The sequence below is a fragment of the Paracoccus sp. NIOT.M2S5SZ12 genome, from assembly GCF_057748165.1.
In genome coordinates this window covers 29,040-54,826 of sequence record NZ_JBYLFR010000003.1, presented here as the reverse complement: position 1 = coordinate 54,826, position 25,787 = coordinate 29,040, and the positions used below count along the sequence as shown (strand labels likewise).

Here is a 25,787-nt window from a genome sequence, read left to right as displayed (position 1 = left end):
ATGGGTTCTCCTGTGATGGGTCCGGATGGCTTATTGAAAGCGTCGTGCATCGTCAATAATTTGCGCCTGACCCAATCGGAGAGCCCCATGACCATCGACCTGCCTTCCCTGTCCCCCTGCGACGCGCTGGTCGCGGTGATGGTGGCGGTGTCCTGTTCGGACAGCACGATCCGGACGGCCGAACTGGTGGCGATCCAGCGCATGGTGGATCACGCGCCGGTCTTCGCCGCCTATGACGACGACCGCATCCGGCCGATCAGCCAGACCGTGATGACGCTGTTCGACGAGGAGGACGGCGTGGACGCGCTGTTCGGCCTGATCCGCGACGCACTGCCCGAGAAGCTCTACGAGACCGCCTATGCGCTGGCCTGCGACGTGGGCGCCGCCGACGGCCGCCTCTACGAGGGGGAGGTGGTGATGCTGGCCGAGATCCGCGATCAGCTGAACATCAGCCGCCTGCATGCCGCCGCGATCGAGCTGTCAGCCCGTGTGCGGCACATGACGCTCTAGGCCAGCCGGGCCGCGAAGGCGGTCAGCAGGTCGGCCTGAAGGCCCTTGGCCGCCTGCGTCCAGGTCGCGACGCCTGCCGGCATCTCCTGCCCGATGGAGCCCGCGCGGCGCGCCGGATCGGCGCAGAAGATCGCGAAGGCGACCTCGCGCCCCGACGGTCCGCGCACGTAGCCCGCAAGGTTCGACACGAAGTTCAGCGTTCCCGTCTTGGCCCGGACCGCAGCGCCCGTCTCCAGCGGATCGGCGCGCAGCAGTGGCGACAGGTTCAGCTCGCGCCCCGGACCCGACAGGATGCGCGTCATCGCGACGGTCGAGATTCGGCTGTCCTCGGACAGGCCCGAATGGTCGGCCAGCCGCATCCCCTGCCCCAGACCGCCCAGCCACAGCCGCATCGCCTCGGCTGAGGCAGGCAGGTCGCGCGCGCCGCTGGCCTGCAGGCCCAGCACCTCGGCCGTGATGTTGGTGGACCAGCGCAGCATGTCGCGCACCAGCTCGCTCAGCGGCGGGCTGTCATGCTGGGCCAGCACCTGTCCCTGCGGCGCGCGCTGCGCGACGGTTGGCGCCGGCAGCACCAGACCGCGCGCGCGGCACAGCGTCTGGAACACGTCCCCCGCATAGACCGCGGGCAGGCGCACCGGCAGCCAGCGGCTGCCCGAGCGGCCCATCGCGCTGCGGGCGACGGTCCAGTATTCGCGATCCTCGTCATGGCGATAGGTGAACAGATCCGCATGATCGCCGGGCATCGCGGTGATGCTGTAGGCGCGCGGGCTGTTCGCGGCGGCGCGCGCCTCGACGCTCAGCTGATAGTCGACGCCGACGCGGCTCCAGCCCAGATGCACGCGGTTGAAGTTCAGGATCATCCCCGAGACGGCGGGATTGTAGGGCAGATGGTCCGACTGCTCGTGCGCGATCTCGGCCAGCGTCGGCAGCGCGCCTTCCCAGACCATGAAGCGGGCGGGCGGGGCGGTCTTCACGTCCGCCAATTGCGCCGCCAGCCGCGCCAGGTCGTCGGTGGACAGGACCGGGTCACCCCCGCCCGCCAGGATCAGCGTGTCGCCATCGCGGATCACCCGGGTGGAGAAGCGGTGCGCGGGCCCAAGCCGGTCCAATGCGTAAAGCGCGGTGATGGATTTCATCGTGCTGGCCGGAGCCAGCGGAACCGCACCCTGCCGCAGCGACAGCGGCTCCATGTCGTCGGACAGCGCCCAGGCCACCCGACCGGGCAGTGCCGCGCGGGCTAGGATGTCGCGGGGGTCGGGTGCGGGACGCGGCAGGGGACGCCGGTCCAGCCCCTGCCCCGCGGCCAGGCCGGGCGCGGCCAGGGCGGCCAGCGTCATGGCCAGGGCCTGCCTGCGGGTCAGCGCGGACATGCGCCCGCCCTCAACCGGGTCGAGGATTGCGCCGACATGGGCAGGTTCAGCAGCGTCCATGCCGGGGCGGCACGATCCGGCAGCTGCGCCGCGCGCCATTCGGGCAGGCGCGCGCGTTCCAGCACCCCCGCCGCGACCGATCGCCGTGCCGCAAGGCGCGATCCGGGGCGGGCCATGACGGCCATCGGCATCGTCGCGGCGATCCGCCGCCAGCGATCCCAGTGATGGAACTGCACCAGATTGTCGGAGCCCATCAGCCAGACGAAGCGGACGCCGGGATAGAGGCGGCGCAGCGCGGCCAGCGTATCGACCGTCCGGCGCAGGCCAAGCCGCGCCTCGATGTCGGTGACCACGATACGCGGATCGGCGGCGACATGGCGGGCCGTCGCAATGCGATCGGCCAGCGGCGCGGGGCCATGCGTCTTGAGGGGATTTCCGGGAGAGACCAGCCACCACACCCGATCCAGGCGCAGGCGCGTCAGCGCGACACGGCTGATCAGAAGGTGGCCGTCATGGGCGGGATCGAAGGACCCGCCCAGAAGACCGATGCGCTGGCCAGGCCGCGCGATGGGAAAGCCCGTCCGCATGGCGCCCGATTAGCGCATCCCTGCCCGCGCGCCAAGGCGCGAAAGCGGACGCCGGGCCCGGCAGGCCCGGCGCCGGTCGGTCACTTCACCGTAATGCGGCCGTCGACATAGGGGGTGTATCCCCCCTCCTGTGCGCCCAGATAGGCGGCCACGACCTCGGCAAGGTCTGGGCCGAAGTCATAGGCGTTCTGCCCCTTTGTGGCGAAGACCTCATAGCCGTCGCCGCCGCCGCGCATGTAGTTGTTGGTGGCGACGCCATAGGTCGCCGCCGGGTCGATGGCCACCCATTCGCCGTCCTGCTGGACCATCACGTCGCTGATGCGCGACCCGGCCGCCGCTGCCGGATCGACGGTATATTTCAGCCCCGCGACCTGCGCAAAGCGTCCGGCCGCTTCCTCATACTGGCTGGCGCCGTTCTCCAGCGCAGCGACGACATCGGCACCGCTCAGCTGGAACGTGGCCAGCACGTTCTGGAAAGGCAGCACGGTATAGACCTCGCCCATCGTCACCTCTCCGGCATCGATGGAGGCGCGCAGCCCGCCGCCGTTCTGGATCGCGATTGTCACGCCCTGGTCGGCGACCCGGTCCAGCATGGCGTCGGCCACCAAGTTGCCCATCTCGCATTCCTGCGCCCGGCAGACGTCGCGGTCGCCGTTGATCGGCGCGGCGGTGCTGGCCACGACCTCCTCGCGCAGCGCCGCGATCGGCTCGGCCATCTCGGCCACGCGGGCGGCGATCGCCTCGTCCTCGGGGACCGAAGCGTCCAGCAGGATCGGCTCGCCCTCGACCGATGTCAGCACGCCCGCATCGTCGAAGGTCAGCGTCAGGTGTCCCAGATACTTGCCATAGGCATAGACCTGCGCGACCGGCACCTGCGCCCCGTCCGCCCCATCGACCATCGTCGGATAGGCCGCCGTCGCGCCCTCCATGTCACCCAGGAGCGTGTGCGAATGACCGCCGATGATCGCGTCGATCCCCGGCACCTCGGCCGCCAGCTCCAGATCGCGCAGGTAGCCCACATGGGTCAGGGCGATGACCTTGTCGACGCCCTGATCGGCCAGCTCCGCCGCCGCGGCGGCCAGGCTGTCGGCATCGTCCTGGAAGATGACGTTCGGGCCCGGCGACGCGGTCTCGGGCGTGTCCATGGCCAGCGCCGAGACGATGCCGATCTTCTGGTCGCCGACCTCCAGGATGGCGTGCTTGGCGACCTTGTCGGCCAGCACGTTCGACTGCGACACGTCGATGTTGCTGGACAGGACGGGGAATTCGACGCCATCCGTCAGCACGGCCAGCCCCTCCGGGCCATCGTCGAATTCGTGGTTGCCCACCGCCATCGCATCATAGCCGATGGCGGTCATGAACTCGACGACCTCCTTGCCCTTGTAGGTCGTGTAGAACAGCGATCCCTGATACTGATCGCCCGCGTCCAGCACGATGACGTTTCCGCCCTCGGCGGTGATCCGGTCGCGCAGCTCGTTGATCTTGGTCGCGATTCGCGCCATGCCGCCGAAACATTCGCCCGCCGCCGTCTGCTCGGCGTCGCAGGTGCTGTCGCGGTCGCTGATGGGCTCGATCCGGCTGTGGACGTCGTTGGTGTGAAGGATGTGCAGCACCGTCTCGGCCTGCGCTGCTCCTGCAAGCATGGCGAAGACTGACGTGGCGGCAAGAAGGCGTCGTTTCATGCGCGATTCCCCTGGTGTCCCTGTTGATCTCACGGGCCAGCTTGGCGCAGGCATCGCACGGGGTCAAATCGTCATGACAGTTCCATGGCGGCACGGCGAAGACGCCTTGACCCCACGCACTGGGTCGCGGCAAATGCCGACATGCAGATTTACAAGGTCTTTCGCGCCGACGAATGGGCGCAGTTGCAGCAGGACGGCCAGAGCCGCGGCGCCCCCGTGGATCTGGCCGACGGCTATGTGCATTTCTCTACGGCCGAACAGCTGGGCGAAACGCTGTCGCGTCACTTTACCGGGGCGGAGGGCCTGGTCCTGTTGGCCTGCGACGCCGACAGGCTGTCGGCCGACCTGAAATGGGAGCCGTCGCGGGGCGGCGCGCTGTTTCCCCACCTCTATCGGCCGCTGTCGATGGCGGACGTCCTGTGGGTCCGGGACCTTCAGGTCCGGAACGGCGTCCATCAGACCGGTAATCTGGCATGAGCATTCGGGAGAAGCTGGGGCTGAAGGCCCTGCACCGTCTCGACCCGGAACGCGCGCACGACCTGTCGATCATGGCGTTGGAGCGGGGATTGGTGCCGCTGCATGGCGGTCCTGTCACGTCGGATCGCCTGCAGGTCGAACTGGCCGGCATGCCGCTTGCCAATCCCATCGGACTGGCGGCCGGCTACGACAAGAACGGCCGCGTCATCGGACCGCTGTCACGCGCGGGCTTCGGCTTTCTGGAGGTCGGGGCCGCCACCCCGCGTCCGCAGCCCGGCAACCCAAAGCCTAGGCTGTTCCGCCTGACGGCCGAACAGGCCATCATCAACCGCTTCGGCTTCAACAACGACGGGGCTACGGTCATCGCACAGCGGATGGCTGCGCGGAACGCTGCGGTTCCGGTCGGTCTGAACCTCGGGGCGAACAAGGACAGCGCGGACCGGGCCGAGGACTTCGCCCGCGTCCTGCAGGTCGCCGGATCCAGCGCAGATTTCGCGACGGTCAACGTCTCATCGCCCAATACGGAAAAGCTGCGCGATCTTCAGGGCGGGGACGCCTTGGCGGCGCTGCTGGCACGGGTCATTTCGGCGCGCGACGCAATGGACCGCCGCGTCCCGATCTTCGTCAAGATCGCGCCCGACCTTACCGACGCCGAGGTGATCCAGATCGCCTCGGTCGCGCGGGAGGCGCAGTTGGACGGCATCATCGCGACGAACACCACCCTGTCGCGCGACGGAATCGGTGGACCGCATGCCGGACAGACGGGCGGTCTATCTGGCCGACCCCTGTTCCAACGCTCGACCCGCGTCCTGGCCTTGCTGCACCGCGAATTGCAGGGCGCGATGCCGCTGATAGGGGTTGGCGGCGTATCGGACATCGGGACGCTATGGCGAAAGCTTCAGGCCGGGGCCAGCGTGGTGCAGATCTATTCGGCCATGATCTATCTGGGACTGTCTCTGCCTGCCCGCTTGGCCGAACAGCTGGACGACCGGCTGGCCCGGGAACGGATCAGTCTGCCGGAACTGACGGGATCGCGCGGCCGCGACTTGATCTAGCGGTACTCTCCGGCACCCAGCAGCTGATTCATGCTGTGCGACGGCTCGGGGCAGCCGGCATCGCCGATGACCCGCGCCGGCACGCCCGCGACCGTCTTGCAGGACGGCACGTCGTGCAAGACGACCGAACCGGCCGCGATGCGCGAGTGATGGCCCACACGGATGTTGCCCAAGACCTTCGCGCCTGCGCCGATCAGGACGCCGTCGCCGATCTTGGGATGACGGTCGCCGTCCTCCTTGCCGGTGCCGCCCAAGGTCACCGAATGGAGCATCGACACGTCGTTTCCGACCGTCGCGGTCTCTCCGATGACGATGGAATGGGCGTGGTCGATCATGATGCCCGTGCCGATCCAGGCGGCCGGATGAATGTCGACGCCAAAGCATTCGGAGCAGCGCATCTGCACGAAATAGGCCAGATCGTGGCGGCTCTCTCGCCACAGCCAATGCGCGATCCGATAGGCCTGCACGGCCTGGAACCCCTTGAAGAACAGCAGCGGCTGGATCAGCCGGTGCGTCGCGGGATCGCGGTCATAGACCGCCATCAGGTCCGCGCGCGCCGCATCTCCCAGCTCGGAGGAAGAGGCATAGGCCTGATCGGCAATCTCGCGCAGGATCTGCTCGCTCATCTCGCCCGACGCCAGTTTCAGCGACAACCGGAACGCCAGCGCCGCCTCCAGGCTCCTGTGATGCAGCAGCCCCGCATGGATCAGAGCGCCCAGCAGAGGCTCGGAGGCGGCCGCCATCCGACCTTCGTCGCGCAACTGCGCCCAGATCGCGTCGCGGTCCAGCGACAAGGGAGTCTTGTCCGTATGGTGCATGTTCATTCTGGCCCACCCGATCTGTCCAGCCCCCTACATAGGATAAAGGTCGCCGCTGGAAAAGATGGGCGGGCCAAAGCACGTCAGGAGGGCAGACGCAGTTCCAGCCAATGGACCGCCAGCGCGATGCGTCCCGCGGTGAACGTCCCGCCCTCCGCCGTCACGATCAGCGGCTCGGCCGCGTAGTATGTCATCGGAGCGCCCAGCATCCCGCGCGCCCACGATCCCTGCTGCTTGCTCAGTCCCTGACCGAACCGGTTCAGCGCACCGGTCGTGCCAAGGCGCCACCCGGTCGCGGTCCCGGTGATCGCGGTCGTCACCCGCGCCACAGCCCCGATGACCATCGCGCCCGACGGGATGAAGACGGGGGTCGTGGCGGTGCCCCCGCTGGTCAGCACGACCTCGCCCTGGGCCATGCCGACGCTCAGCCCCGATCCACCGCTGCCCAGGCTCATCGCACCCACGGACCAGCCGGTGCCGTCATGGATCGCCTCGACACCGCGATCCGCGACGAAGGCGCGCATGCCGCCTTGGGGCGGCAGGAAGATCCAGCCGCCATTGGCGCCCACCGCGACCTTGCCCCCTTGCCCGGCCCATGCGGCCTGCGCGCCCACCGGCACGCCCCAGCACTGACCGTCCAGAACCGCACCCGGCGGCGTCGTGACCGAGACGCTCTGCAGGACCAGGTTGACCATGCCGTCCAGACGCATCAGGGCCTCGTTGACGGTGACGTGCTTCTGCGCCTGCGCCGGCTGCAGAAGCGCCATCTTCAGGCGGGTCGTTTCACTGGACATCGAAGTCTCTCCTTGCAAAGGGGCCGCGCCCGAAGGTGCGCGACAGTTGGGCCAGCTCGACAGTTACGACGCCCGCACGCAGCTGGGACCGGACGGCATCCGGCATGGTCCAGACCGGACTGTCGGTCTGGACCTCGGTCACGACGCCGCCGTTCTGGACGAGGCGCAGCAGATAGCGCTCGGTCTCCTCGCCGAGCGGGATCTCGGCCCCGTCCCATCCGTCCCCCTCGATCCGGCTGCGCCGGACCCAGGTGACGGTCCGCCCCTCCATCCGCAGATGGCAGGGCGCATAGGGGCGCAGGCCAACCCCGGGCGCGACGGTGGTGCGGCTGCGATAGCTGGGATCGTCGGGCGACCGCAGCGCCGGGCCCACGCGCCAGAACCGCTCCGCCCCGCGTGCCGAGGGCGGCAGGTCCAGCTGCCGCGGACCGCCATCCAGCAGCACGACAAGGCTGCCCACCGGCCAGACCTGCGGCATCAGCGCATCCGTCCCCGCCTGCCCGCGCAGACGCTGGCTGATCTCCCACACGTTCGGGGCGACCAATTCGGCCCGCGCGAACTGAAGCACCTCCCACCGGTCGATGGTGCCGTCGCCGATCGCCAGGGCGTTCGCGCCGGACAGCAGCGCCCGTTCGGTGACCGACCGCAGCGGATCGGTCACCAGGCGCAGCCGCAGCGGCGCGCCGCGGTCGATCACGCCGGGTCGCGCCTTCGCCAGCGGCGTCAGCGTCCGACCGATCAGCGCGCGGCGCTGCAGCGTCAGGTTCAGCGCAAAGCCGCCCTCCGCCTCCGCCGATCCATAGGCCGCGACGGCGCCCGGCCAGGGATGCGCCGCAACCGCCAGCCACGGCGCATGCGGCACCTCGTCCCCGCGCAGCAGCGGCAGGTCCATGAAGACCGGAAAGACCGGCATCGGCGGACGGTAGACGCCGATGCCGCCCTGATCCTCATGGTTCAGCCGCGGCGTATAGAGCCCCGGGTCCACGCGGACCGCATCCACCGTGATGGCGCCCGCCCGTTCGACACGGTCGATCCGCCAGCGCAGCGTCTCCTGTCCGGGCATTCGGGTGGTGATCACGTCGCCCGGCCCAAGATCCGCCCGCGACGGCGCCAGGGCGAACCGTGCGGTATCGCGGGCGACCTCCGCCTCCGCAATCCAGCGGTCGGCCACGGCCCGCCCTTCGGGCCGGGTCAGCACCATGGCGAACTCGCTTTCGGACACCGCACGCCGGTCGATGTCGGCAAGGCTCGCCTCGGCCGTCGCGACCGCATAGTCGCCGCCTGCCGCGACATGGCTCAGGCGCAGCATGCCCACGTTGCTCGCCTCGGTCTGGCGGACGGTCTCGAAGCCGGTGACCTCGCCCGTCACGGCCAGATCCTCCGGCCCGATGGCCGCCCGGGCCAGGCCGTTCCGCGCGACGAAGCGCAGCAGGCCGTCGCGCTCAATTGCGTCGAAACCGTGGGTCAGCATCAGCGGCTGCAGCGCCGCCCGCGCGGATTCCGACGATTGTAGCGCATAGCCCCGCACGATGCCGGAGATGTTCGACACGTCGACCGCCTCGACCCCCGCCGCGCGGCACAGGTCACGGACCACGGCACGCAGTGTGACCGCACCCGCGCGACCGTTCAGCCAGTGGCCGCGCTCCCACGCGGGGCCATCCGACCACAGGTCCTGACGGCCCGGAAAGGCCGGATAGGGTCGCGCGTCCCAGCACCACACATGGGCCCGGTCCAGGTCCAGCATCCGCATGCCATCCGCATTCACCGGGTTGTTCTGCGGGTCGCGCCAATGTGCCATCGTCGCCTCGACATAGGCCGCTTGGATCGCATCGTCGCGGGTGCCGTTCGAGTAATGCGGCAGCATGCTCTCGGACGACATCGCGTCCAGGAACTTGTTGGGCTGGTTCGTGGCCTTGTCCAATGCCGCGCAGCCGAACTCGGTGAACCAGATCGGCTTCGATCCGGGAACCCAGCCCGTCGCCTCGACCTTGCGGACCCCGCCCGGCCGGTCATAATGCAGGTTCTGCCACCAGCTCTTGAGATCCTTGTAGCGCCAGACCCAAGCCTCATCATAGCCGCCATCGGTGATCGGCGTGCGCCGCTGCGCATCGCGATCGGCTTGGCTGGCATAGTACCAGTCATAGCCCTCGCCCCCCGCCACGTTCGCTCGCAGATAGTCGATATTGTCGATCCGACCCCAATGGGCGTCCAGATGATCATCGCCATCGCGCCAGTCCGACAGCGGCATGTAGTTGTCGATGCCGATGAAATCGATGTTCGGGTCTGACCACAGCGCGTCCAGATGGAAAAACAGCGACCCGTCGCCGGGATGGTGCCCGAAATATTCGGACCAGTCGCTGGCATAACCGATCTTGACCGCTGGTCCTAGGATCGATCGGACATCGGCCGCCAGCTGACGGAGGGCCGCGACGGCGGGATAGCTGTTGCCAGCCGCCCGTATCTGCGTCATCGCGACCATCTCGGACCCGATCAGGAATGCGTCGATCCCTCCAGCCGCCGCGCATACATGGGCATAGTGCAGGATGAACCGGCGATAGGACCATTCATCTGGACCCGCATAGCGGATCGTCGTGCCGTCGCGGGTGAAATGGCCAGGCTGCACCGTGCCGAAGAACGCCGCGACCTCGGCCGCCGCCGCCGCCGTGCCGTCGGGCGACCCCGCACGGCCGGGGGCGATGCTGGTCGTGATGCGCCCGCGCCACGGCATGACCGGCTGCTCGCCCGCACCATACGGGTCGGACAGACCGTTTCCGCCCAGCTGCTCCATCAGGATGAACGGATAGAAGATCGCCTTGCGGCCCGATGCCGTCAGGGCGCGCAGCCCCTCGATGACCGATGCATCCGACGGAGTGCCGCCATAGATCGGCCGCCCGTGCTTGCGCGACACCTCCATGGCACCGGCACGGTCGATGCCACCGGCCCGCCACGGCATCTCGGCGCCGTCGACCTCCTTGAACTCGACCTTCGGCCTCACCGTGCAGCGATTGATGCGCAGATCGCTGCCAAACCAAGAGACGATCAGCGAGACCGATCCGACATTCGGCAGCTCGCGACCTAGGATATCCAGAGATGCGCTGAAATCCGTGCCGCCCATCGGCGTGTTGGTGTTGAAGCTGCGGCTTTCGCCCAGATCACCGCCCTCGGTCACCGCGGTCGTGGCCAGGCTGTATTCGCCGGTCCCGGGGATCAGCGCCACGGCGCACACGTCGCGCACCAGACCGCTGCCGTCGCGCGCCGGGCAGGTGACCTCGAAGCTCAGCTGCGGCATGCGGTTGCCCCACCGCTCCAGGCTCAGGTTCTCCAGAACGACATAGGCCGTCCCCCGATAGGCCGGGGCCATGTCGCCCTCGATCGCCGCGATCGCCGGATCGGGCATCTGCGTCTCGCTGCCGGGATAGACGCGCATGTTCAGATCGGATTGGGCGATCTCCTCACCGTCTGCCCAGACCCGGCCGACCGACAGGATCGGCCCCTCGGCCAGGGCCAAAGCGACCAACAGCCGATAGCTGACCTGCGTGACCTGGGCGCGCGGCGCACCCTTGCCGCCGCCTGCATCCTCGGTCCGGGTGATCTCCTCCAGGGGGGACGCCCAGATCACGTGACCGGGCACGCGCATCTGTCCCCAGATGCGCGGAATGGCCATGCCCTCGCCCGCGGTCTGGATGCGCAGGCGGTCGATGCGCCCCGTCTCGACCGCCTTCGCACCGCCGCCCAGCAGGCGCTGGTCGATGACCCGGCCCAGCACCGCGCCGGCCGCACGTCCCAGAACCGCGCCCGACAGGCCAAGCACGGCCCCCCCCAAGCCCGCCCCAAGCGATGCGCCGACGGCAGACAGGACAATCGTGGCCATGAGGGCCTCCTTCGTTCGAATGGGTCAGGGAAAGCGGAACCGCGCGACGATCCGCGACCGCCAGGGCGGGGTCAGCGGGCTCTCGATGACACCGTGACAGGTATAGGCATGGATGAACCGCGCGGCATCGCCGGCCTCCGACAGGATGCCCAGATGCTTGGCGATGGCCCCTTGCCGCATCCGGAACAAGAGCACCTGTCCCGGATGCAGGGCGGTCGCAGGGTCGACGGGCAGCAGGTGCCGCGTCGCCGCAGCCAGCAGCACCTCCGCACTGCCGCATTCCGCCCAATCGGCGGTGTAGGCCGGCGGCGCCTCGGGTTCATCGCCATGAAGTTCGCGCCAGACACCGCGGATCAGGCCCAGGCAGTCGCTGCCGCTGCCCGCCACCGACGCCTGATGGACATAGGGCGTGCCCAGCCAGCGCCGGGCCGCCGCAACGACGGGGTCAGTCACGACGACCTCCGGCAGCCTGGGGCGCCATCAGCCAATCCTCCGACGGCAGGTGAGGAAAACCGCGGAAGTTCATGAAATTGCCGAACTTCAGCCGACAGGTCGCGCCGGCCTTGTCGCAGCCTGCGGTGAACCGGACGCGGTCGCCACGCTGCGGTGCGATGCCCAGGGCCGACCACAGCTCGAACACCCGGCGCCCATCGGGATGGACGCGATCGTTCTTGATGATGCCGTGCAGCCCCTCGGCGACACCGGACAGAACCTCGACGCGACCATGCTCGAACCAAGCCGCGTCATAGGCGGGGAACGCCGCGAAGGTGAAGATGCGTCCCTCCGCCACATCCTGCAGCACCCGCTCCACCGACACGGTCTCGCGGGACAGATCGACACGGCAGGACCCGTCGCCAAGACGCGCGTGGCAGCGCGGGTGATAGACCCGTCCCTGCGGCGCATTCAGCGCATCGGACAGCCCTCGCAACTCCGCGCGGAACTGACCGTTGCCGCGCGACACGTCCCCCAAGGCCCCCCGGAACACCAGCCGACGCAGGCTCACATCGGTCCAGTCGACCTCCCACAGGCGCAGTTCGGCCTTGTCCCACCGGCCCGCCATCAGGTCGCGCTCGGTGATGGCGTCGTCGTTCAGCGCGCCCACAGCCTCCGTGTTGTCCACCGACAGGCCGGTCGCCTGAACGACGGCCCGCGCCGTAAGGCCCCGATCGGGACGAAAGACGACACCGCCGAAGGTCAGCGTCCTGTCGTGGTCGGTAAAGCCCAGGGTCATCCCGTCCGCGCGCCGCACGGACCAGGCACGGGCCAAGGTCGTCGTCGTCATATCCGCACCTCGACCACCGGAATGTCCGGAACCTGCCCGGCCTGGAACGACGCCACCGACACCGCGATTCGGTCGGTGTCGAAGCGGACCGGCACGTCGAACTCGAACCCTGCGGTGATGTCGGCGCCGACATCGGGCGCCTCGTTGAAGATGATGCGCCCCGCCTGGTGATCCACCGTGAAGTTGATCTCGGGAAAGACCTCGTTACCGCCGATGCCGGCGCGCACGCTGTTCCGCACCGGCTTGGTGATGGGCCGCTGATAGCGGACCGCACCCGACCGATAGGCCTTGGTCAGGGCAAAGCTGCGGGTCTGACCGTCTCCGACGGCGATCACCTGATCCTCGAAGGTCGGCGCCGCCGAGGGCAGGCAGCTCTTGTGGTCCGACCAGTCCTTCCAGCGGAACCCGTGCAGCTGCCCGGCCCGCGCCTCGAAGAACGCGATGACGGCCGACAGATCGTCCAGCGACCGCAGGCCCATTCCCGCATCGAACCGGCGCAGCGAATGCGCCCAAGGAGTGTTGCGCTCCTCATAGCCGCTGGCCATGGTCACGATCTCGGTCCGCCGCTCGGGCCCGCCGATGGCGCCGAAGGACAGGTTCGTCGGAAATCTCACCTCGTGAAAGGCCATGCCCGTCTCCTCTCAGCTGTTTCGTTCGCCACGCGCCAGAACGCGCGACATCTGGGCGGCGATCTGCGACTGGCTGCGCTGGAATCCCGCCACATCCGGGGTCTGGATGTTGAAGGTCACCGAAACCGAACCGCCACCGCCGGCCGCCGCGACACCCAGTTTGCCGTCGGGTCCGCGCCGCAGCGGCATGATGGCCTCAGGCCCCGCCTCGCCCATCAGGCCCTGGCCACCGCGCATCGGAAAGGCGGTCGGGCCGCCCACCACGCCCCCGGTGACCGCGCGCCCGCTGGAGAAGGCACCGCCCTTGGCAAAGGGCATCACCCCGCCCATCAGCCCGCCCAGCCCGCTGGCGATCGTGCCCGCCAGGGCGCTCTCGACCGGCTTCATGGCGATGCCATAGACCGTGTCGGCCAGCGACCGGCCGATGGATTTCAGCGCATCCGACAGCTTGCCGCCATCCAGCAGCAGCCCGTCCATGGCGCGGCCCAGCCCGCGTTCCAGCCCCGAGGACAGCGTGCCGACCTCGCGCGTGGTGAACATCATCGACTGGCGCAGTCGGGCCAGCTCGGCTTGGAACTCGCCTGCCATGCGGGCATTGCGGCCCAGATCGTCATCCATCTGCTCCAGCAGTTCGGCCCTGTCTCGTGTCGTCATCGGTCTTCTCCCCCGCAGGTTCAGCGACGGACGCGTCCGGCGGACCGGGCGTGTCAGGATATCGGAACGCCAGGTCGGCCAGTCGGTCCCGCGTCATGCGCACGGGCGCCGGACCCACGCCCAGCATCAGCGCCAGCTCCGCCGGGGTCAGCGCCCAGAACTGATCGGGATGCAGGCGAAGATCCTGAATTCCCGCCCGCATCAGCCCCGCCCAGTCCAAACCGCTCCGGCCGCGCGGCCCTCCCGGCCCGCCGATCATTCGGGCGCGCGAAAGGCTAGCGCCAGAAGCCGCGCGGCCAAGCGCGCGGCCTCCAGGGGGCCGCCGCCGATCTCGACTGCGACCAGATCGGCGGCACGCCCCGACCATCCCCCGCCCCGAAGCCCCGCGACCAACACTGCCATGATCTCGCGGCTGGCGATGCGGCCGGTGTCCATCCGCTCCATCAGGCCGGTCAGCCCGTCCGCCCCCAGCTCGGCCTCCAGCTCGGCCAGCGCGCCTAGGGTCAGACGCGCGACATGCTCGCGCCCGTCCAGCATCAGCGCGACCTCTCCGCGGAACGGATTGGCCATCACAGCGCCTCGAAGCTCAGCACCCCGGCCGAGGCCAGCGCGATCTCATAGGTCGCCTCGCCGTCATGGTTGCCCGAGTACTCCAGCCCGGTGATCTGGAAACGACCCTCGATCCGGCCGAAATCGGGGATGATCACCTGAACCGTCGGCGTCTCGCCGTCGAAGAAGGCCTGGCGCGCGCGACCGTCCGTCGCCTCGTCGCGAAAGACGCCCGACCCCGCGACCTGCGCGCTGCGCACGCCCGCACCGCCCAGCAACTCGCGCCAGCCGCCGGGGCTGTCCATGCTGGTCACGTCGACGCTCTCGGCGTTAAAGGACAGGCGCGTCGCGCGCAGGCCCGCCACCGTGACGAAAGAGCCGTCCCCCGTCATGTCCATCTTGATCAGAAGATCACGCCCGTTCTGCACTGCCATCGTCCTGTCTCCTCAGTTCATGTCGATGCGCGCACGAAAGGTCAGGTCGACCTGACGTCCCGCACCGCTTTTCATCCGGCGCGCACTGGCACGCAGGAACCACATTCCGGCCATCCGTCCCCGCGCCAGCGACAGCCCGCCCGCCTCCAGCGCGTCGGCCACGGCCACCGCCGCCGCCTTGACCGCGCCGAAGCCCGCGCCGCTGTCGCTGCCCGCCATCACCGAGATCACGAAATCATGCACCGACCCGCGCGCCGTGGCGTCGCTGGCGTCGCGCGCCTCTTCCGGGCCAAGCGAGACATAGATGCCGCTTGGCGCCGTCACCGGCATCGCGTCAAAGATGGCGTCGCCGACCAGGTCCGCCAGCGCATCATCGGCCCGCAGACGCTGATAGACGGCCGCCTGCAAGGCGACCCCCGCACCATAGCTCATACGCTCTCCTCCTCCCGGGCAAAGCAATCCAGAAACCGGCCGCCGGCATCGGCCTCGGCCACCGCCTCGATAAGGAACAGCCGCGTGCCGTGACGCAGGCGCTGCCCCGATCGCGGCCGGCGCGGATCGCCCACCGGCGCCGCGCGTAGCGTCACGCGCCACTGAACGACGCTGACCATGCCGACGCCATTGCCCTGCTCGCGCCCGGATCGCGCCTCAAGCCGCGCCCACAGCCACCCCAGGGGGCGCCAAATTGTCCGATGGCCGCCCATTCCGTCCGGCTGCCGTTCGGGCGTCTCCAGGGCAAGGCGCGTGTTCATGTCCGGCACGCCCATCACCGCCACTCCCGATTGCCGCGCCCGGCCAGCGTGCGCACGGCGCGCCACTTCTCGATCAGGGCGTTTACGCCGAAGGGCAGCGCATGGCCGCCCCTGTCCTGGCTGCGGTCGTCATAGTAGCGGGCCGCCAACAGGATCACCGCCTGCGCCAGATCCGCGGGAACCTGCGCCCAGCTGTCGCCGAAGCCCGCCGTGAATGTCACCGTCACCGATCCCCGCCGCGGCACATGCGGCAGCACCACCCCCTTGGGCAGGATCACCGGCCGCTGGATATCCGGCACCAGGCACCAGCTCTCGGCCGGGATCTGGGTGCGCAGCCCCGCCCCGTCCTCGATCTCGATCCGCTCGACCGAATGGACCGGCGCCAGGGGCAGCGACTGTCCCAGCCTGTCGCGCCAGTCGTCAAGCTGCATCCGGAAGCGCCGCTTCAGCAGCACCTTGCCGGTTCGCGCCTCGATCATCGCGATCGCGGCACGCAGAAAGCCCGCCAGCGCCGCCGTCTCGGCCGCCTCGTCGGGGCCGTCGAAACCTTGGGCCAGACGCAAATGCGCGCGCAGGGCGGCCACCGGCAGCGCCTCCGCCGCGGGCGCCGTTTCCTCTATCAGCATCATGTTGCGAACCTCCCGTCGTGCCGTCCGCATGTTCCACCATGGGCGGGGCCCCCGAACGGAGCCCCGCCTGCGATCCTGGCCCCGGGGAAAACCGGGACGCGCCCCGCGCCAGCCATCAGCGCGCGCGGACAGTTGCTAAACCGGAATGCCCGGCACCTGGCGCGTCCCGTCCCTCACCCGATCCCCGCCGGGATCAGGCGAAGCGCAGCAGCTTGACGGCGCGGAAGTCGGTGACCCCGCCGCCGACACGCTTGGTGGCATAGAACAGAACATGCGGCTTGGCGCTGAACGGGTCGCGCAGCACGCGCAGGTCAGGCCGCTCGACGATCGTGTAGGCCGAACGGAAATCCCCGAACGCGATCGAGAAGCTGTTGGCCGCGATGTCGGGCATGTCCTCGCTGATCATGACCGGATAGCCCAAGAGCTGCGGCACCTGCCCCGCGGTCAGCGGGTCGGTCCACAGGAAGCGGCCGTCGGCATCCTTCATCTTGCGGACGCGGGCGGCGGTCTTGGAATTCATCAGGAACGACGCGTTCGCGCGATACTCGGCACCCAGGGCATAGATCAGGTCGATCAGGCAGTCCATCGGCGCGGCGGCGGCAAAGTTGCCCGCTGCACCGGTGGTCACGAAGCCGATCTGCCCGGCCGCCACCGTGGCATCCGCCGCGGTGGGATAGGACAGGATGCCACGCGGCTTGTCCACGCCGTCGCCGCGCAGGAAGGCATTGGCCTCGGCGCGCGAGAAGCGGTCGGCGATGCGTTCGGCCAGCCAGCCCTCGACGTCGAAGGCCGCGTCGTCCAGCAGGCGCTGGCTGGCCTTGGGCATGGCCGACAGCTCGTGGACCGGGATCGAGATGCGGTCCAGCTGCGAATTGCCCGTCTCGACCGAGGCGGCCTCCGTGGCCCAGCCCGATGCCATCTCGCCCTTCTCGACCAGCACCTCGTAGACGCTGCCCTCGATCGTCACCACATTGGCGACGCGGCGCAGCGAGGTGGTCGAGAACAGCGTGTTCTGTACGCTCTGCGCCACCTGCGGCGCGGCCAGGAAGCCGCCGTCGCTGGCCACCGACAGGGCCTTCTCCTCGATGGCCAGGCCGCGCAGCCCGTCATCGTCGCCGCTGCGCAGATAGGCGTTGAACGCCTTCTGATGGGGCACCTCGACCTCCGCGGTGGCGGAGAGGGGGGCGCGGCCCCGCAGGGCGGTCTTGCGGTCGATCATGGTCATGCGCTGTTCCTGTGCGTTGAGCTTGGTCTGAATGTCGTCACGGAAGCCCTTGAGTTCGCTGACGAACCCCATCATGGCCCCCTTCAGGTCGGCGGGCATGTCGCCCCCGCCCGCGGCCTTCACCTCGGTCATCCTCGTCTCCTCGTTTGGTGATCGGGGCCGCGCCCCTGTCGTCGGACGGCCCCTCGGGGCAGGTCCGAACCCGTGGACGGACCGGGCGCACCCGGTCCGGAAACTCATACGCCCCGCAGGGCCTCGGCCGCCTGCACGAACAGCGCCGCGACGTCGCGCAGCGCGTCCGTGTCCTTGCGGCCCACCTTCGCCTCGGCCAGCATCGGAAAGGTCACCAGCGACACCTCCCACAGCTCGACCTCGGCCAGGGCGCGGCGGCCAGTCTTGTCGCGCTCGGCCCGCAGCGTGCGATAGCCGATGGACAGCCCGTCGATCGCACCCGACTGGATCAGCGCGGCCGCCTCGCGGGCCTGCGCCACCTCGGGCAGCAGACGGCCCTTGACCCACAGGCCCTTGCCGTCCTCGCGGACCTCGTCCCAGACCCCGATGGGGCGGGTCGGGTCGTGCTGCCACAGCATGCGCACCTTGTCGCCGCGCGCCTCGATCCGCGCCAGCGATGCGGCAAAGGCGCCCGGCAGGACCGCGTCGCCGCCCTGGTCGGTCAGGCCGAACAGGCTGGCATAGCCCTCGATCACCTGCCCCTCGGACAGGACCGGCGGCCCGCCCGTGAACTTCACCTCAAGTCCCGGAACCATGCATCACACTCCCTTCGGCGCAAATTCGATTACTCCCTGGACGGCCTGCGTCAGGATCACGGCGACCACGCCATAGACCGTCATCCACAGCCGCCGCTCCAACCCCTCGATCAGCGCCTCGATGCGTTCGAGGCGCTTCTCGACCTGGCCGAACTGCAGCGCCATGATCCGCTCCTGCGCCTCGAGGCGCGTGTCGTGCCACAGCCCGTCCTTGACGAAACGCGACCCTTCCATGCCTCACGCCCCGTCCAGCGGCGGCAGGCCCAGCAGGGCGCGCTTCTCGGCATCCGTCAGGAAGCCCGCGGCGCTGATGCGCGCCCATTGCTGGTTGCGCTCCTCCGCCAGGGCCGGGATCTGGTCCAGATCGGGGCGCAGCTCGATCTCGGTGCCCTGATGCTCGGACAGCCACCACGCGACCGCCGCCGCGACCCGCGTCGCCAGCGGCAGCACGGTCAGGCGGTAGAAGGCCCGATGCGCCTCGGCATAGTTCGCATAGGTCGCGTCCCCCGGGATCCCCAGCAGCATGGGCGGCACGCCGAAGGCCAGCGCGATCTCGCGCGCCGCCGACAGCTTGGTCTCGTGAAACTCCATGTCGGACGGGCTGAAGCCCATCGGACGCCAGTCCAGCCCCCCCTCCAGCAGCATCGGGCGACCCGCGTTGCGCGCGCCCTGGTGGTTCATCTCGATCTCGCCCACCAGGCGGTCATACTGCTCGGGGCTCAGAACCCCCTGCCCGTCCATGCCCTTGTAGACGATCGCCCCACTGGGCCGCGCCGCATTGTCCAGCAGCGCCTTGGACCAGGCGCTGGCACTGTTGTGCACGTCCAGCGCGACGGCGGCCGCCTGCATCGGCGACAGGCCGTAATGGTCGTCCTGCGGATGGAAGGCCTTGATGTGGCAGATCGGATCGGGACTGCCGGTCATGTCGAAGCGGTGCTTGCGCCCGCCCACCGCATATTCATAGGCGACGGGCCAGCCATCGGCACCCGGCACCACGCTCATGCGGTCCGACCGCAGCACGTGCAGCTCCTCCGGAACGCCCGCGCCATCCGCACCGACCGCCTCCAGATAGCCGTTGCCCGACAGCAGGATCTGCCCGAACAGGGCCTCGAACAGCTCGGCCCGGCCCTGGCCCGGATTGGGGCGCCGCAGCAGGTCCAGCACCGGATGCACCTCATAGCGGCGATCGCGGTCCGCGCAGACCAGCGGCACCGCCGCCGCCGCCTCGGCGATCAGCCGCACGCTGCGGAAACCGACCGGGTTGCCCATGAAGCCCGCCCGCGTCAGCGTGCCGGTATCGCGCGCCGACCAGATCGGGCGGCCCGAGCCGCTGGCAAAGGCCACCACCCGGCCGGTCGCGCTGGCCTTCCTCTCCGGTGCGGGGGACGACTTCTCCTCCCGCGAAAACAATCGAAACGCCATGTTCGCCTCCATGCCTCGGCCATGCAAAAGGGCCGCCCCGTGACGGGCGGCCCTTGCCTGTGGTCCATCTGTCCGCGCGGCCGCTACAGCCGCCGCATCTGCGGCCGCCGCCACCCGGCGGCAGGCTCGATCATCAGCTCGTGCACCGCCCAGACCAGCGCATCCAGCCGGTCCGGACTGCCGCGGCCCTCAAAGCCGCGCACCGTCATCTGGCACATCTGATCCTCCAGCGCGCCCAGGGCGCCCCGCAGATGCTTGATGCGCCCCTGCTCGTAGAGCGCCGCGACCGGTTCGGCGCGCAGCCCCTTGCCCCGCGACGCCCGCAGCGCCTTGAAGGGCACCAGCGGGTCGATCTGGCGGACCACGCTCTCGACCAGGTCGCCGCCCTGGTTTACCTCGGCCACCAGCTTCTCGGCGCCGTGGCGGTCCATCGCGGCGATGGCGGCGCGCGCCCAATCCGTGGGCCCGCCCCGCACGCTCGCATCCTCCAGCACATAGGCGCGCCAATTTTTGGGCTCGCCCTGCATGGACACGCCCGCCACGACGATGCCGCATTCGTCGCTGGCCCGCCCGCCCGTCACCGACGGGTCGACCGCGACCACGACGCGGTCCAGGGTCGGCACCTCGGCCACGCGCGCCTCCTCCAGCATCGCCGTCGTCCAAAGCGCTCCCTCGACATCGTCCAGCAGCACGCCGTCCAGCTCCTGGCGCCCCAATCGCGTGCCGCCATAACGGCTCTCGACCTCGGCCAGGAAGCTCTCCGCCAGATAGGCGCGGTTCGCATCCGTCGGCGCATGGGTCACCACCGTGCTGGCGTTCCCCAGGATGCGCTTCAGCACGCCCACATTGCGCGGCGTCGTGGTCACGACCTGCTGGGGATGCTCGCCAAGCCGCAGCGCGAACTGCAGCATGTCCCAGACATCCTCGGCCTTCTTCCACTTGGCCAGCTCATCGACCCAGGCCGCGTCGAACTGTGGCCCGCGCAGGGCCTCCGGCTCATGCGCGGAATAGACCGTGGCCGTGGCGCCGTTCGCCCAGACCAGCCGCCTGCGCCCCGCCTCCCAGACCGGACGCCGGTCGGGAGGCGAACAGGCCAGGATTCCGCTCTCGCCGAACACCATCACCTCGCGCACCTGGTCGAAGGTCTCCCCGACCAGGGCCACACGATGACACTTCCCGGGCGCCGCGGCCGTGGGCCCCTCGACCAGGCTGCGCACCCATTCCGACCCGGCGCGGGTCTTGCCCGCGCCGCGTCCGCCCATGATGACCCAGGACTTCCAGTCGCCCTCGGGCGGCAGCTGATGCGGCAGCGCCCAGAACTCGAACAGCCAAGGCAGGCTCATCAGCGCGTTCTCCGACAGCCCGCCCAGGAACTCCTCGACCTCAACCGGCCCGGCGGAGGCAAGCCAGGCGGCGCCCGATCTCGTCTCGTGCGGCGCCGAGGTCAAGGCTGCCCCCTCCGACGCCGCCCGCGATGTCCTTGCGAAGTTTGTCAACCTTGCTCCTCTCCGCCATCAGCAGCTGGACGGCCTCGCGGACCGTCTTCGCCGTCTCCATGGCCTTTTTCAGCTTGGCGGGGTCCAGCTCCCCCGACTTGAGCGCCTCAAGCTCGGCCTGATGCCCCCGAAGGTCCTTCACATAGTCCCAGAACAGCCAGCGCAGGACGTCGATCTCGTCCTCGCCCTCGGCGATCTCGGGCATCCGGAACCCTGCCTTGTCAGGCAAGGCGCCGGCCGTGAAAGGTCCTTCGGTTTTCCCGACCCCGCCCCATTCCATATCGTTCATGCGATCTGCCCCGCCTCGTGACCTGTCCGCACGAGCCAAGAAGCAAAAAAGCGGCCCAAGGGTTGCCCCTTGGCCGCTTGCCCACCTCTTCCAGCATGTAAGTGTTCTACCTTGGGCCGTTCGCAAAGTCAACGGCTAAACCTAAAGGCGAACCCGCAACAATCATTATCTCATGAAAACAGTAGCTTGCACCGCGCAACACCCAAGCGGACGCCGCGCAACACCGCCCGGAATCACCCCTTCGCGGCCGCAACGAAGGCCCGGATCCGCGCAACATCCTTGACGCCCGGCGCGGATTCGACCCCCGAGCTGACATCGACCACCGGCGCCCCGGTCAGCTGCACCGCTTCGGCGACATTCTCGGCCGTCAGCCCACCGGCCAGCATCCACGGCCGCAGCCATCGACGCCCCGACAGCAGCCGCCAGTCGAAGGCCAGGCCGTTGCCCCCCGGAAGAACCGCACCCTTGGGCGGCTTGGCATCCACCAGCAGCATGTCCGCCACGACGCCATAGTCGATCAGCTGCGCCAGATCCTCGGGTCCCGACAGGCCCACGGCCTTCATCACCGGCAATCCGAAACGCGCCTTGACCTCCGCCACGCGGTCCGGCGTCTCATGCCCGTGCAGCTGGATCACGTCCAGCGGCACCGCCGACAGCACCCTGTCCAGCAGCGCATCGTCCGGGTCGACGAACAGCCCCACCCGCGCGATGCCCACCGGCACCTCTGCGGCCAGAGCCGCGGCCTGCTCGGGCGTCACCGCCCGCGGCGATTTCGGAAAGAACACGAAACCCAGAAACCGCGCCCCGGCATCCACCGCCGCCACCACATGCGCAGCTTCGGTCAGGCCACAGATCTTGACCTCCGCCACGGCTCAGCGAACCGCCGGCAGGGTTGTGGAGGGCGCCGCCGCCGGATGCGACGGCTGCTCCAGAATGGCCAGAACCTCGTCGCGCGGCGCGGCGTGACGGTCGCGCAGATGGTCGACCTCGCTTTCCAGCCGGGCGGCGGCGGTGCGGGTGCGGCGCGCCTCGCGGCGGATATGCGATTCCCGCAGCCATTCCCAAACCAGTCCGGCCAGCATCCCGAGGGCGAAGGTCGCGACGATCACCAGGAACAGCGGCAGTTCCACCGACCACGTTCCGCCCAGAAAGCCGCCAAAATTGGCCGGAAAGGCGTTCAACGTCACCATGCCCCGGTTGGCCAGTGCGACCGCGACCAGCAGAAGGGCCAGCGCGGCCACGAAAATCAGACGGATGAAGCGCATCGGGATTCCTCGGATGGCAGCCCCGCGCCGGGGCAGGATCGGATAGGGCGGTGGATCAGGCGTCGCCGTTCAGGCGGTCGCGCAGCAGCTTGCCGGTCTTGAAGAAGGGGACATGCTTCTCCTCGACATCGACGGATTCGCCGGTGCGCGGATTGCGGCCGGTGCGCGAGTCGCGCTTTTTGACCGAGAACGCGCCAAAGCCGCGCAACTCGACCCGAGCACCGCGCGCCATGGCGTCGATGACCTCCTCGAAGATGGTGTTCACGATCCGCTCGACATCGCGACGGAACAGATGCGGGTTTTCGTCCGAGATCTTCTGGATCAACTCCGACCGGATCATGTCTTCCCCCTTCTCGACGGGTCCCTCCTGTCGGTCGCGAAGCGCCTGCAGGGCCGCGACGCGTCCCGTGCAGCCAGATCCAACGCCCGACAGAAGTCATTGGTTTCACAGCGTTGCCAGCTTTGGCAGCGCCGCGCAAGCGGCTAGCGGGACAGGCCCATGGCGACCGGCAAAAAAAAGCCAGCCCCGGACGATCCGGGGCGGGCCAAGGTCGGTCGGACAGGTCCGATCAGCTGTTGCGGTTCAGCGCCGCACCCAGGATGTCGCCCAGCGACGCGCCCGAATCCGAGCTGCCGTACTGGTCGATGGCCTCTTTCTCCTCGGCGATCTCGCGCGCCTTGATCGACAGGCCCAGACGGCGGGTCTTGGTGTCGACATTGGTCACGCGCGCATCGACCTTGTCACCGACGCTGAAGCGCTCGGGACGCTGGTCCTGACGGTCGCGGGCCAGATCGCTGCGGCGTATGAACGACTTGACGCCGTTGAACTCGACCTCGATCCCGCCTTCCTCGATGGCGGTCACCTCTGCGGTGATGACCGAGCCGCGCTTCACGCCGTCCACGGCTTCCGCCATGTTCTCGTTCTCGAGCGACTTGATCGACAGGCTGATGCGTTCCTTCTCGACGTCCACGTCCTGGACGACGGCCTTCACCACATCGCCCTTGCGGAAGTCCTGGATCGCGTCTTCGCCGCGGGTGTCCCAGCTGATGTCCGACAGGTGGACCATGCCGTCGATGTCGCCTTCCAGGCCGACGAACAAACCGAACTCGGTGATGTTCTTGACCTCGCCCTCGATGACGGTGCCGGTCGGATGGGTCTCGGCGAACACTTCCCACGGGTTGCGCTGCGTCTGCTTCAGGCCCAAGGACACGCGGCGCTTGGCCTCGTCGATCTCCAGAACCATCACTTCGACTTCCTGCGAGGTCGAGACGATCTTGCCCGGGTGGACGTTCTTCTTGGTCCAGCTCATTTCCGAAACGTGGACCAGACCCTCGACACCGGCCTCCAGCTCGACGAACGCGCCGTAGTCGGTGATGTTGGTCACGCGGCCCTGATGGACCGAACCGATCGGGAACTTCTCGGCGACCGTATCCCACGGATCGGCCTGCAGCTGCTTCATGCCCAGGCTGATGCGGTGGCTGTCCTTGTTGATCTTGATGACCTGGACCTTGACGGTCTCGCCGATCGCCAGGATCTCGGATGGGTGGTTGACGCGGCGCCAGGCCATGTCGGTGACGTGCAACAGGCCGTCGACGCCGCCCAGGTCAACGAACGCACCGTATTCGGTGATGTTCTTGACCACGCCGTCGATCGACTGGCCTTCGGTCAGGTTGGCGATGACCTCGGCGCGCTGTTCGGCGCGGCTCTCTTCCAGGATGGCGCGGCGCGACACGACGATGTTGCCGCGGCGACGGTCCATCTTCAGGATCTGGAACGGCTGCTTCAGACCCATCAGGGGGCCGGCATCGCGCACGGGACGCACATCGACCTGCGAACCGGGCAGGAAGGCCACGGCGCCGCCCAGATCGACGGTGAAGCCGCCCTTGACGCGACCGAAGATGGCGCCCTCGACGCGCTCCTCGCTCTCGTAGGCCTTCTCCAGACGGTCCCAGGCTTCCTCGCGGCGCGCCTTCTCACGGCTGATCGAGGCTTCGCCACGGGCGTTCTCGACGCGGTCCAGATAGACCTCGACCTCGTCGCCGACCTTGATGGTGGCGTCCTCGCCGGGATTGGCGAATTCCTTCAGATCGACGCGGCCTTCCATCTTGTAGCCGACGTCGATGATGGCCTGTCCTGCCTCGATGGCAATGACGCGGCCCTTGACCACCGAACCTTCGTCCGGCGTGTCGATCTCGAAGCTTTCGTTCAGAAGGGCCTCGAATTCCTCCATGGTCGCTTTAGCGCACATACGTGTTCAGTATCCTTTGTGTCTGTTTTCCGGCCTGACGGTTGGCTCCGCCGGTCTTTATGACGCCTTTGGGGCAACCCCAAAGGGTCGCGGCATGACGCCCGACCCGATGAGAAGCGGTCTGTTCTGACCCTGTCGCCGCATTGACTGGGCTTCCCATAGCCCCGATCGCCGCAAAACTCAACGCCTAAACGCGACGCCAGACCCCCGACGCGCGGCTGTATCTGGCGATCTCGGGGGCGTCGAAATCGCGGCCCTCCATCGGGGCGACATGGCGCTCCAAGGACAGCTCCGGCCCGTCCACGTCGATCACCACGAACTCGTTGCGCATGTCGCTGACGCGGGCGCAGAGCGCGGTGCCGGTCTGGATCTGCAGCAGCCTCGGGTGGCGCCCCGTGGCCAGCAGTTCGTCCACCGCCCAGCGATGCAGATGACCGGACAGGATCACATGCACCCCCGACGCCTCCAGCCGATACAGCGCCTCGGATGCGCGCCGCGCCGGAACCTTCGTCACCCGCGGCAGGTGCTGCAGCGGATGGTGCAGCGCCACGATGTTGGTCCCCAGCGGATCGACATTCCCGATCAGCCGCCCGATCTCTCCGTCGCGGATCTTGCCGCGCTGCCACGCATAGGGGTCGGTGCTGTTCAGCGCCATGACCCGCACCTCCCCGGCCCGCGCGACGGGGGTCAGGACAGGCCCGAAATGGCGCCGGAACCCCGCGAAGGGCCAGAAGAACCGCGCAAGGGGGTTCCACAGCGGCACGTCGTGATTGCCCGGCATGCAGATGACCGGTGCCTCGATCCGGTCCAGGAAGGCGCGGGCCTTGCGCATCTGCACCGGCAGCGCGCGATGGGTGATGTCGCCGCCCACCACCACCAGATCGGGCCGCAGCGCGGCGATCCGCTCCAGCAGGGGGGCAATCAGGGCCTCGCGGTGAAAGCCGAAATGCAGGTCGGTCAGGTGCAGGACACGTGCCAAGG

At 68.8% G+C, this 25,787-nt stretch carries 30 protein-coding genes; 3 read left to right on the top strand and 27 right to left on the bottom strand.

Translation table 11 applies throughout. The features are described from left to right. The first annotated feature begins 87 nt into the window (after positions 1 to 87). A complete protein-coding gene (locus AC2SGK_RS03780; RefSeq protein ID WP_488322257.1) occupies positions 88 to 510 on the top strand; it encodes a tellurite resistance TerB family protein in 423 nt (140 codons plus the stop codon). On the opposite strand, the gene dacB is transcribed toward AC2SGK_RS03780, so the two are convergent. The 3 genes from dacB to AC2SGK_RS03765 form a co-directional block, all read right to left on the bottom strand. After that, a complete protein-coding gene (gene dacB, locus AC2SGK_RS03775) occupies positions 507 to 1,880 on the bottom strand; it encodes a D-alanyl-D-alanine carboxypeptidase/D-alanyl-D-alanine endopeptidase (protein ID WP_488322256.1) in 1,374 nt (457 codons plus the stop codon). The genes AC2SGK_RS03780 and dacB overlap by 4 nt on opposite strands. Next, complete coding sequence (locus AC2SGK_RS03770) at positions 1,868 to 2,467, bottom strand: nicotinate-nucleotide adenylyltransferase (RefSeq protein WP_488322255.1); 600 nt, start codon at positions 2,465 to 2,467, stop codon at positions 1,868 to 1,870. Before AC2SGK_RS03770 ends, dacB begins: the two co-directional genes overlap by 13 nt. Before the next feature lie 80 nt (positions 2,468 to 2,547). Next, positions 2,548 to 4,149 carry a bifunctional metallophosphatase/5'-nucleotidase gene (locus tag AC2SGK_RS03765; RefSeq protein ID WP_488322254.1) on the bottom strand — a complete coding sequence of 534 codons (1,602 nt, stop codon included), beginning with the start codon at positions 4,147 to 4,149 and terminating at the stop codon, positions 2,548 to 2,550. A gap of 141 nt (positions 4,150 to 4,290) precedes the next feature. On the opposite strand from AC2SGK_RS03765, the gene AC2SGK_RS03760 reads away from it, so the two are divergent. Both AC2SGK_RS03760 and AC2SGK_RS03755 read left to right on the top strand, forming a co-directional pair. Then, positions 4,291 to 4,626 (top strand): DUF952 domain-containing protein, encoded by a 336-nt coding sequence (locus AC2SGK_RS03760; protein ID WP_488322253.1) that lies wholly within the window; start codon positions 4,291 to 4,293, stop codon positions 4,624 to 4,626. Next, positions 4,623 to 5,681 (top strand): quinone-dependent dihydroorotate dehydrogenase, encoded by a 1,059-nt coding sequence (locus AC2SGK_RS03755; protein WP_488322252.1) that lies wholly within the window; start codon positions 4,623 to 4,625, stop codon positions 5,679 to 5,681. Before AC2SGK_RS03760 ends, AC2SGK_RS03755 begins: the two co-directional genes overlap by 4 nt. On the opposite strand, the gene cysE is transcribed toward AC2SGK_RS03755, so the two are convergent. From cysE to AC2SGK_RS03635, 24 genes are all read right to left on the bottom strand, one after another. After that, on the bottom strand, positions 5,678 to 6,505 hold the full coding sequence (cysE, locus tag AC2SGK_RS03750) for a serine O-acetyltransferase (RefSeq protein ID WP_488322251.1): 828 nt from the start codon (positions 6,503 to 6,505) through the stop codon (positions 5,678 to 5,680). The genes AC2SGK_RS03755 and cysE overlap by 4 nt on opposite strands. 77 nt (positions 6,506 to 6,582) lie before the next feature. Further along, positions 6,583 to 7,293, bottom strand: coding sequence for a DUF2793 domain-containing protein (locus AC2SGK_RS03745; protein WP_488322250.1), 711 nt, complete (start codon positions 7,291 to 7,293; stop codon positions 6,583 to 6,585). Beyond that, complete coding sequence (locus AC2SGK_RS03740) at positions 7,283 to 11,164, bottom strand: baseplate multidomain protein megatron (RefSeq protein WP_488322249.1); 3,882 nt, start codon at positions 11,162 to 11,164, stop codon at positions 7,283 to 7,285. The genes AC2SGK_RS03745 and AC2SGK_RS03740 overlap by 11 nt, the downstream gene beginning before the upstream one ends. A 24-nt stretch (positions 11,165 to 11,188) precedes the next feature. Next, a complete protein-coding gene (locus AC2SGK_RS03735) occupies positions 11,189 to 11,617 on the bottom strand; it encodes a C40 family peptidase (RefSeq protein WP_488322248.1) in 429 nt (142 codons plus the stop codon). Continuing rightward, the gene (locus tag AC2SGK_RS03730; RefSeq protein ID WP_488322247.1) at positions 11,610 to 12,446 is read right to left on the bottom strand and encodes a DUF2163 domain-containing protein; all 837 of its coding nucleotides are present in this window, start codon (positions 12,444 to 12,446) and stop codon (positions 11,610 to 11,612) included. Before AC2SGK_RS03730 ends, AC2SGK_RS03735 begins: the two co-directional genes overlap by 8 nt. Further along, complete coding sequence (locus tag AC2SGK_RS03725) at positions 12,443 to 13,075, bottom strand: phage distal tail protein, Rcc01695 family (protein ID WP_488322246.1); 633 nt, start codon at positions 13,073 to 13,075, stop codon at positions 12,443 to 12,445. The genes AC2SGK_RS03730 and AC2SGK_RS03725 overlap by 4 nt, the downstream gene beginning before the upstream one ends. A 12-nt stretch (positions 13,076 to 13,087) precedes the next feature. Next, positions 13,088 to 13,729, bottom strand: a complete 642-nt coding sequence (locus AC2SGK_RS03720; RefSeq protein WP_488322245.1) for a phage tail tape measure protein — start codon at positions 13,727 to 13,729, stop codon at positions 13,088 to 13,090. Beyond that, positions 13,686 to 13,931: a phage tail assembly chaperone gene (locus tag AC2SGK_RS03715; RefSeq protein WP_488322451.1), complete on the bottom strand. Its 246-nt coding sequence runs from the start codon at positions 13,929 to 13,931 to the stop codon at positions 13,686 to 13,688. Before AC2SGK_RS03715 ends, AC2SGK_RS03720 begins: the two co-directional genes overlap by 44 nt. Before the next feature lie 53 nt (positions 13,932 to 13,984). After that, positions 13,985 to 14,299: a gene transfer agent family protein gene (locus tag AC2SGK_RS03710; protein WP_488322244.1), complete on the bottom strand. Its 315-nt coding sequence runs from the start codon at positions 14,297 to 14,299 to the stop codon at positions 13,985 to 13,987. Beyond that, the gene (locus AC2SGK_RS03705) at positions 14,299 to 14,712 is read right to left on the bottom strand and encodes a phage major tail protein, TP901-1 family (protein WP_488322243.1); all 414 of its coding nucleotides are present in this window, start codon (positions 14,710 to 14,712) and stop codon (positions 14,299 to 14,301) included. Before AC2SGK_RS03705 ends, AC2SGK_RS03710 begins: the two co-directional genes overlap by 1 nt. 12 nt (positions 14,713 to 14,724) lie before the next feature. Further along, on the bottom strand, positions 14,725 to 15,144 hold the full coding sequence (locus AC2SGK_RS03700; RefSeq protein ID WP_488322242.1) for a DUF3168 domain-containing protein: 420 nt from the start codon (positions 15,142 to 15,144) through the stop codon (positions 14,725 to 14,727). Beyond that, the gene (locus AC2SGK_RS03695; protein WP_488322241.1) at positions 15,141 to 15,479 is read right to left on the bottom strand and encodes a head-tail adaptor protein; all 339 of its coding nucleotides are present in this window, start codon (positions 15,477 to 15,479) and stop codon (positions 15,141 to 15,143) included. The genes AC2SGK_RS03700 and AC2SGK_RS03695 overlap by 4 nt, the downstream gene beginning before the upstream one ends. Then, positions 15,479 to 16,093, bottom strand: a complete 615-nt coding sequence (locus AC2SGK_RS03690; RefSeq protein WP_488322240.1) for a head-tail connector protein — start codon at positions 16,091 to 16,093, stop codon at positions 15,479 to 15,481. The genes AC2SGK_RS03695 and AC2SGK_RS03690 overlap by 1 nt, the downstream gene beginning before the upstream one ends. A 193-nt stretch (positions 16,094 to 16,286) precedes the next feature. After that, positions 16,287 to 17,450 carry a phage major capsid protein gene (locus tag AC2SGK_RS03685; RefSeq protein ID WP_488322239.1) on the bottom strand — a complete coding sequence of 388 codons (1,164 nt, stop codon included), beginning with the start codon at positions 17,448 to 17,450 and terminating at the stop codon, positions 16,287 to 16,289. Between the two features lie 104 nt (positions 17,451 to 17,554). Continuing rightward, the gene (locus AC2SGK_RS03680) at positions 17,555 to 18,085 is read right to left on the bottom strand and encodes an HK97 family phage prohead protease (protein WP_488322238.1); all 531 of its coding nucleotides are present in this window, start codon (positions 18,083 to 18,085) and stop codon (positions 17,555 to 17,557) included. A gap of 3 nt (positions 18,086 to 18,088) precedes the next feature. Continuing rightward, entirely contained in the window at positions 18,089 to 18,319 is a 231-nt protein-coding gene (locus AC2SGK_RS03675) for a GTA head formation protein, RCAP_rcc01685 family (RefSeq protein WP_488322237.1), read from the bottom strand. 3 nt (positions 18,320 to 18,322) lie between these two features. Then, positions 18,323 to 19,507, bottom strand: a complete 1,185-nt coding sequence (locus AC2SGK_RS03670) for a phage portal protein (protein WP_488322236.1) — start codon at positions 19,505 to 19,507, stop codon at positions 18,323 to 18,325. An 83-nt stretch (positions 19,508 to 19,590) separates the two neighbouring features. Next, a complete protein-coding gene (locus tag AC2SGK_RS03665) occupies positions 19,591 to 20,850 on the bottom strand; it encodes a DNA-packaging protein (RefSeq protein ID WP_488322450.1) in 1,260 nt (419 codons plus the stop codon). A 40-nt stretch (positions 20,851 to 20,890) separates the two neighbouring features. Next, entirely contained in the window at positions 20,891 to 21,292 is a 402-nt protein-coding gene (locus AC2SGK_RS03660) for a permease (RefSeq protein WP_488322235.1), read from the bottom strand. Positions 21,293 to 21,525: 233 nt separating this feature from the next. Beyond that, complete coding sequence (locus AC2SGK_RS03655) at positions 21,526 to 22,161, bottom strand: phosphoribosylanthranilate isomerase (protein ID WP_488322234.1); 636 nt, start codon at positions 22,159 to 22,161, stop codon at positions 21,526 to 21,528. 3 nt (positions 22,162 to 22,164) lie between these two features. After that, entirely contained in the window at positions 22,165 to 22,557 is a 393-nt protein-coding gene (locus AC2SGK_RS03650; protein ID WP_488322233.1) for a LapA family protein, read from the bottom strand. 55 nt (positions 22,558 to 22,612) lie between these two features. After that, positions 22,613 to 22,897, bottom strand: a complete 285-nt coding sequence (gene ihfB / locus AC2SGK_RS03645) for an integration host factor subunit beta (protein WP_488322232.1) — start codon at positions 22,895 to 22,897, stop codon at positions 22,613 to 22,615. A gap of 229 nt (positions 22,898 to 23,126) precedes the next feature. Beyond that, entirely contained in the window at positions 23,127 to 24,806 is a 1,680-nt protein-coding gene (rpsA, locus tag AC2SGK_RS03640; RefSeq protein WP_488322231.1) for a 30S ribosomal protein S1, read from the bottom strand. A 187-nt stretch (positions 24,807 to 24,993) separates the two neighbouring features. Continuing rightward, complete coding sequence (locus AC2SGK_RS03635; RefSeq protein ID WP_488322230.1) at positions 24,994 to 25,785, bottom strand: metallophosphoesterase family protein; 792 nt, start codon at positions 25,783 to 25,785, stop codon at positions 24,994 to 24,996. Positions 25,786 to 25,787: the final 2 nt, after the last annotated feature.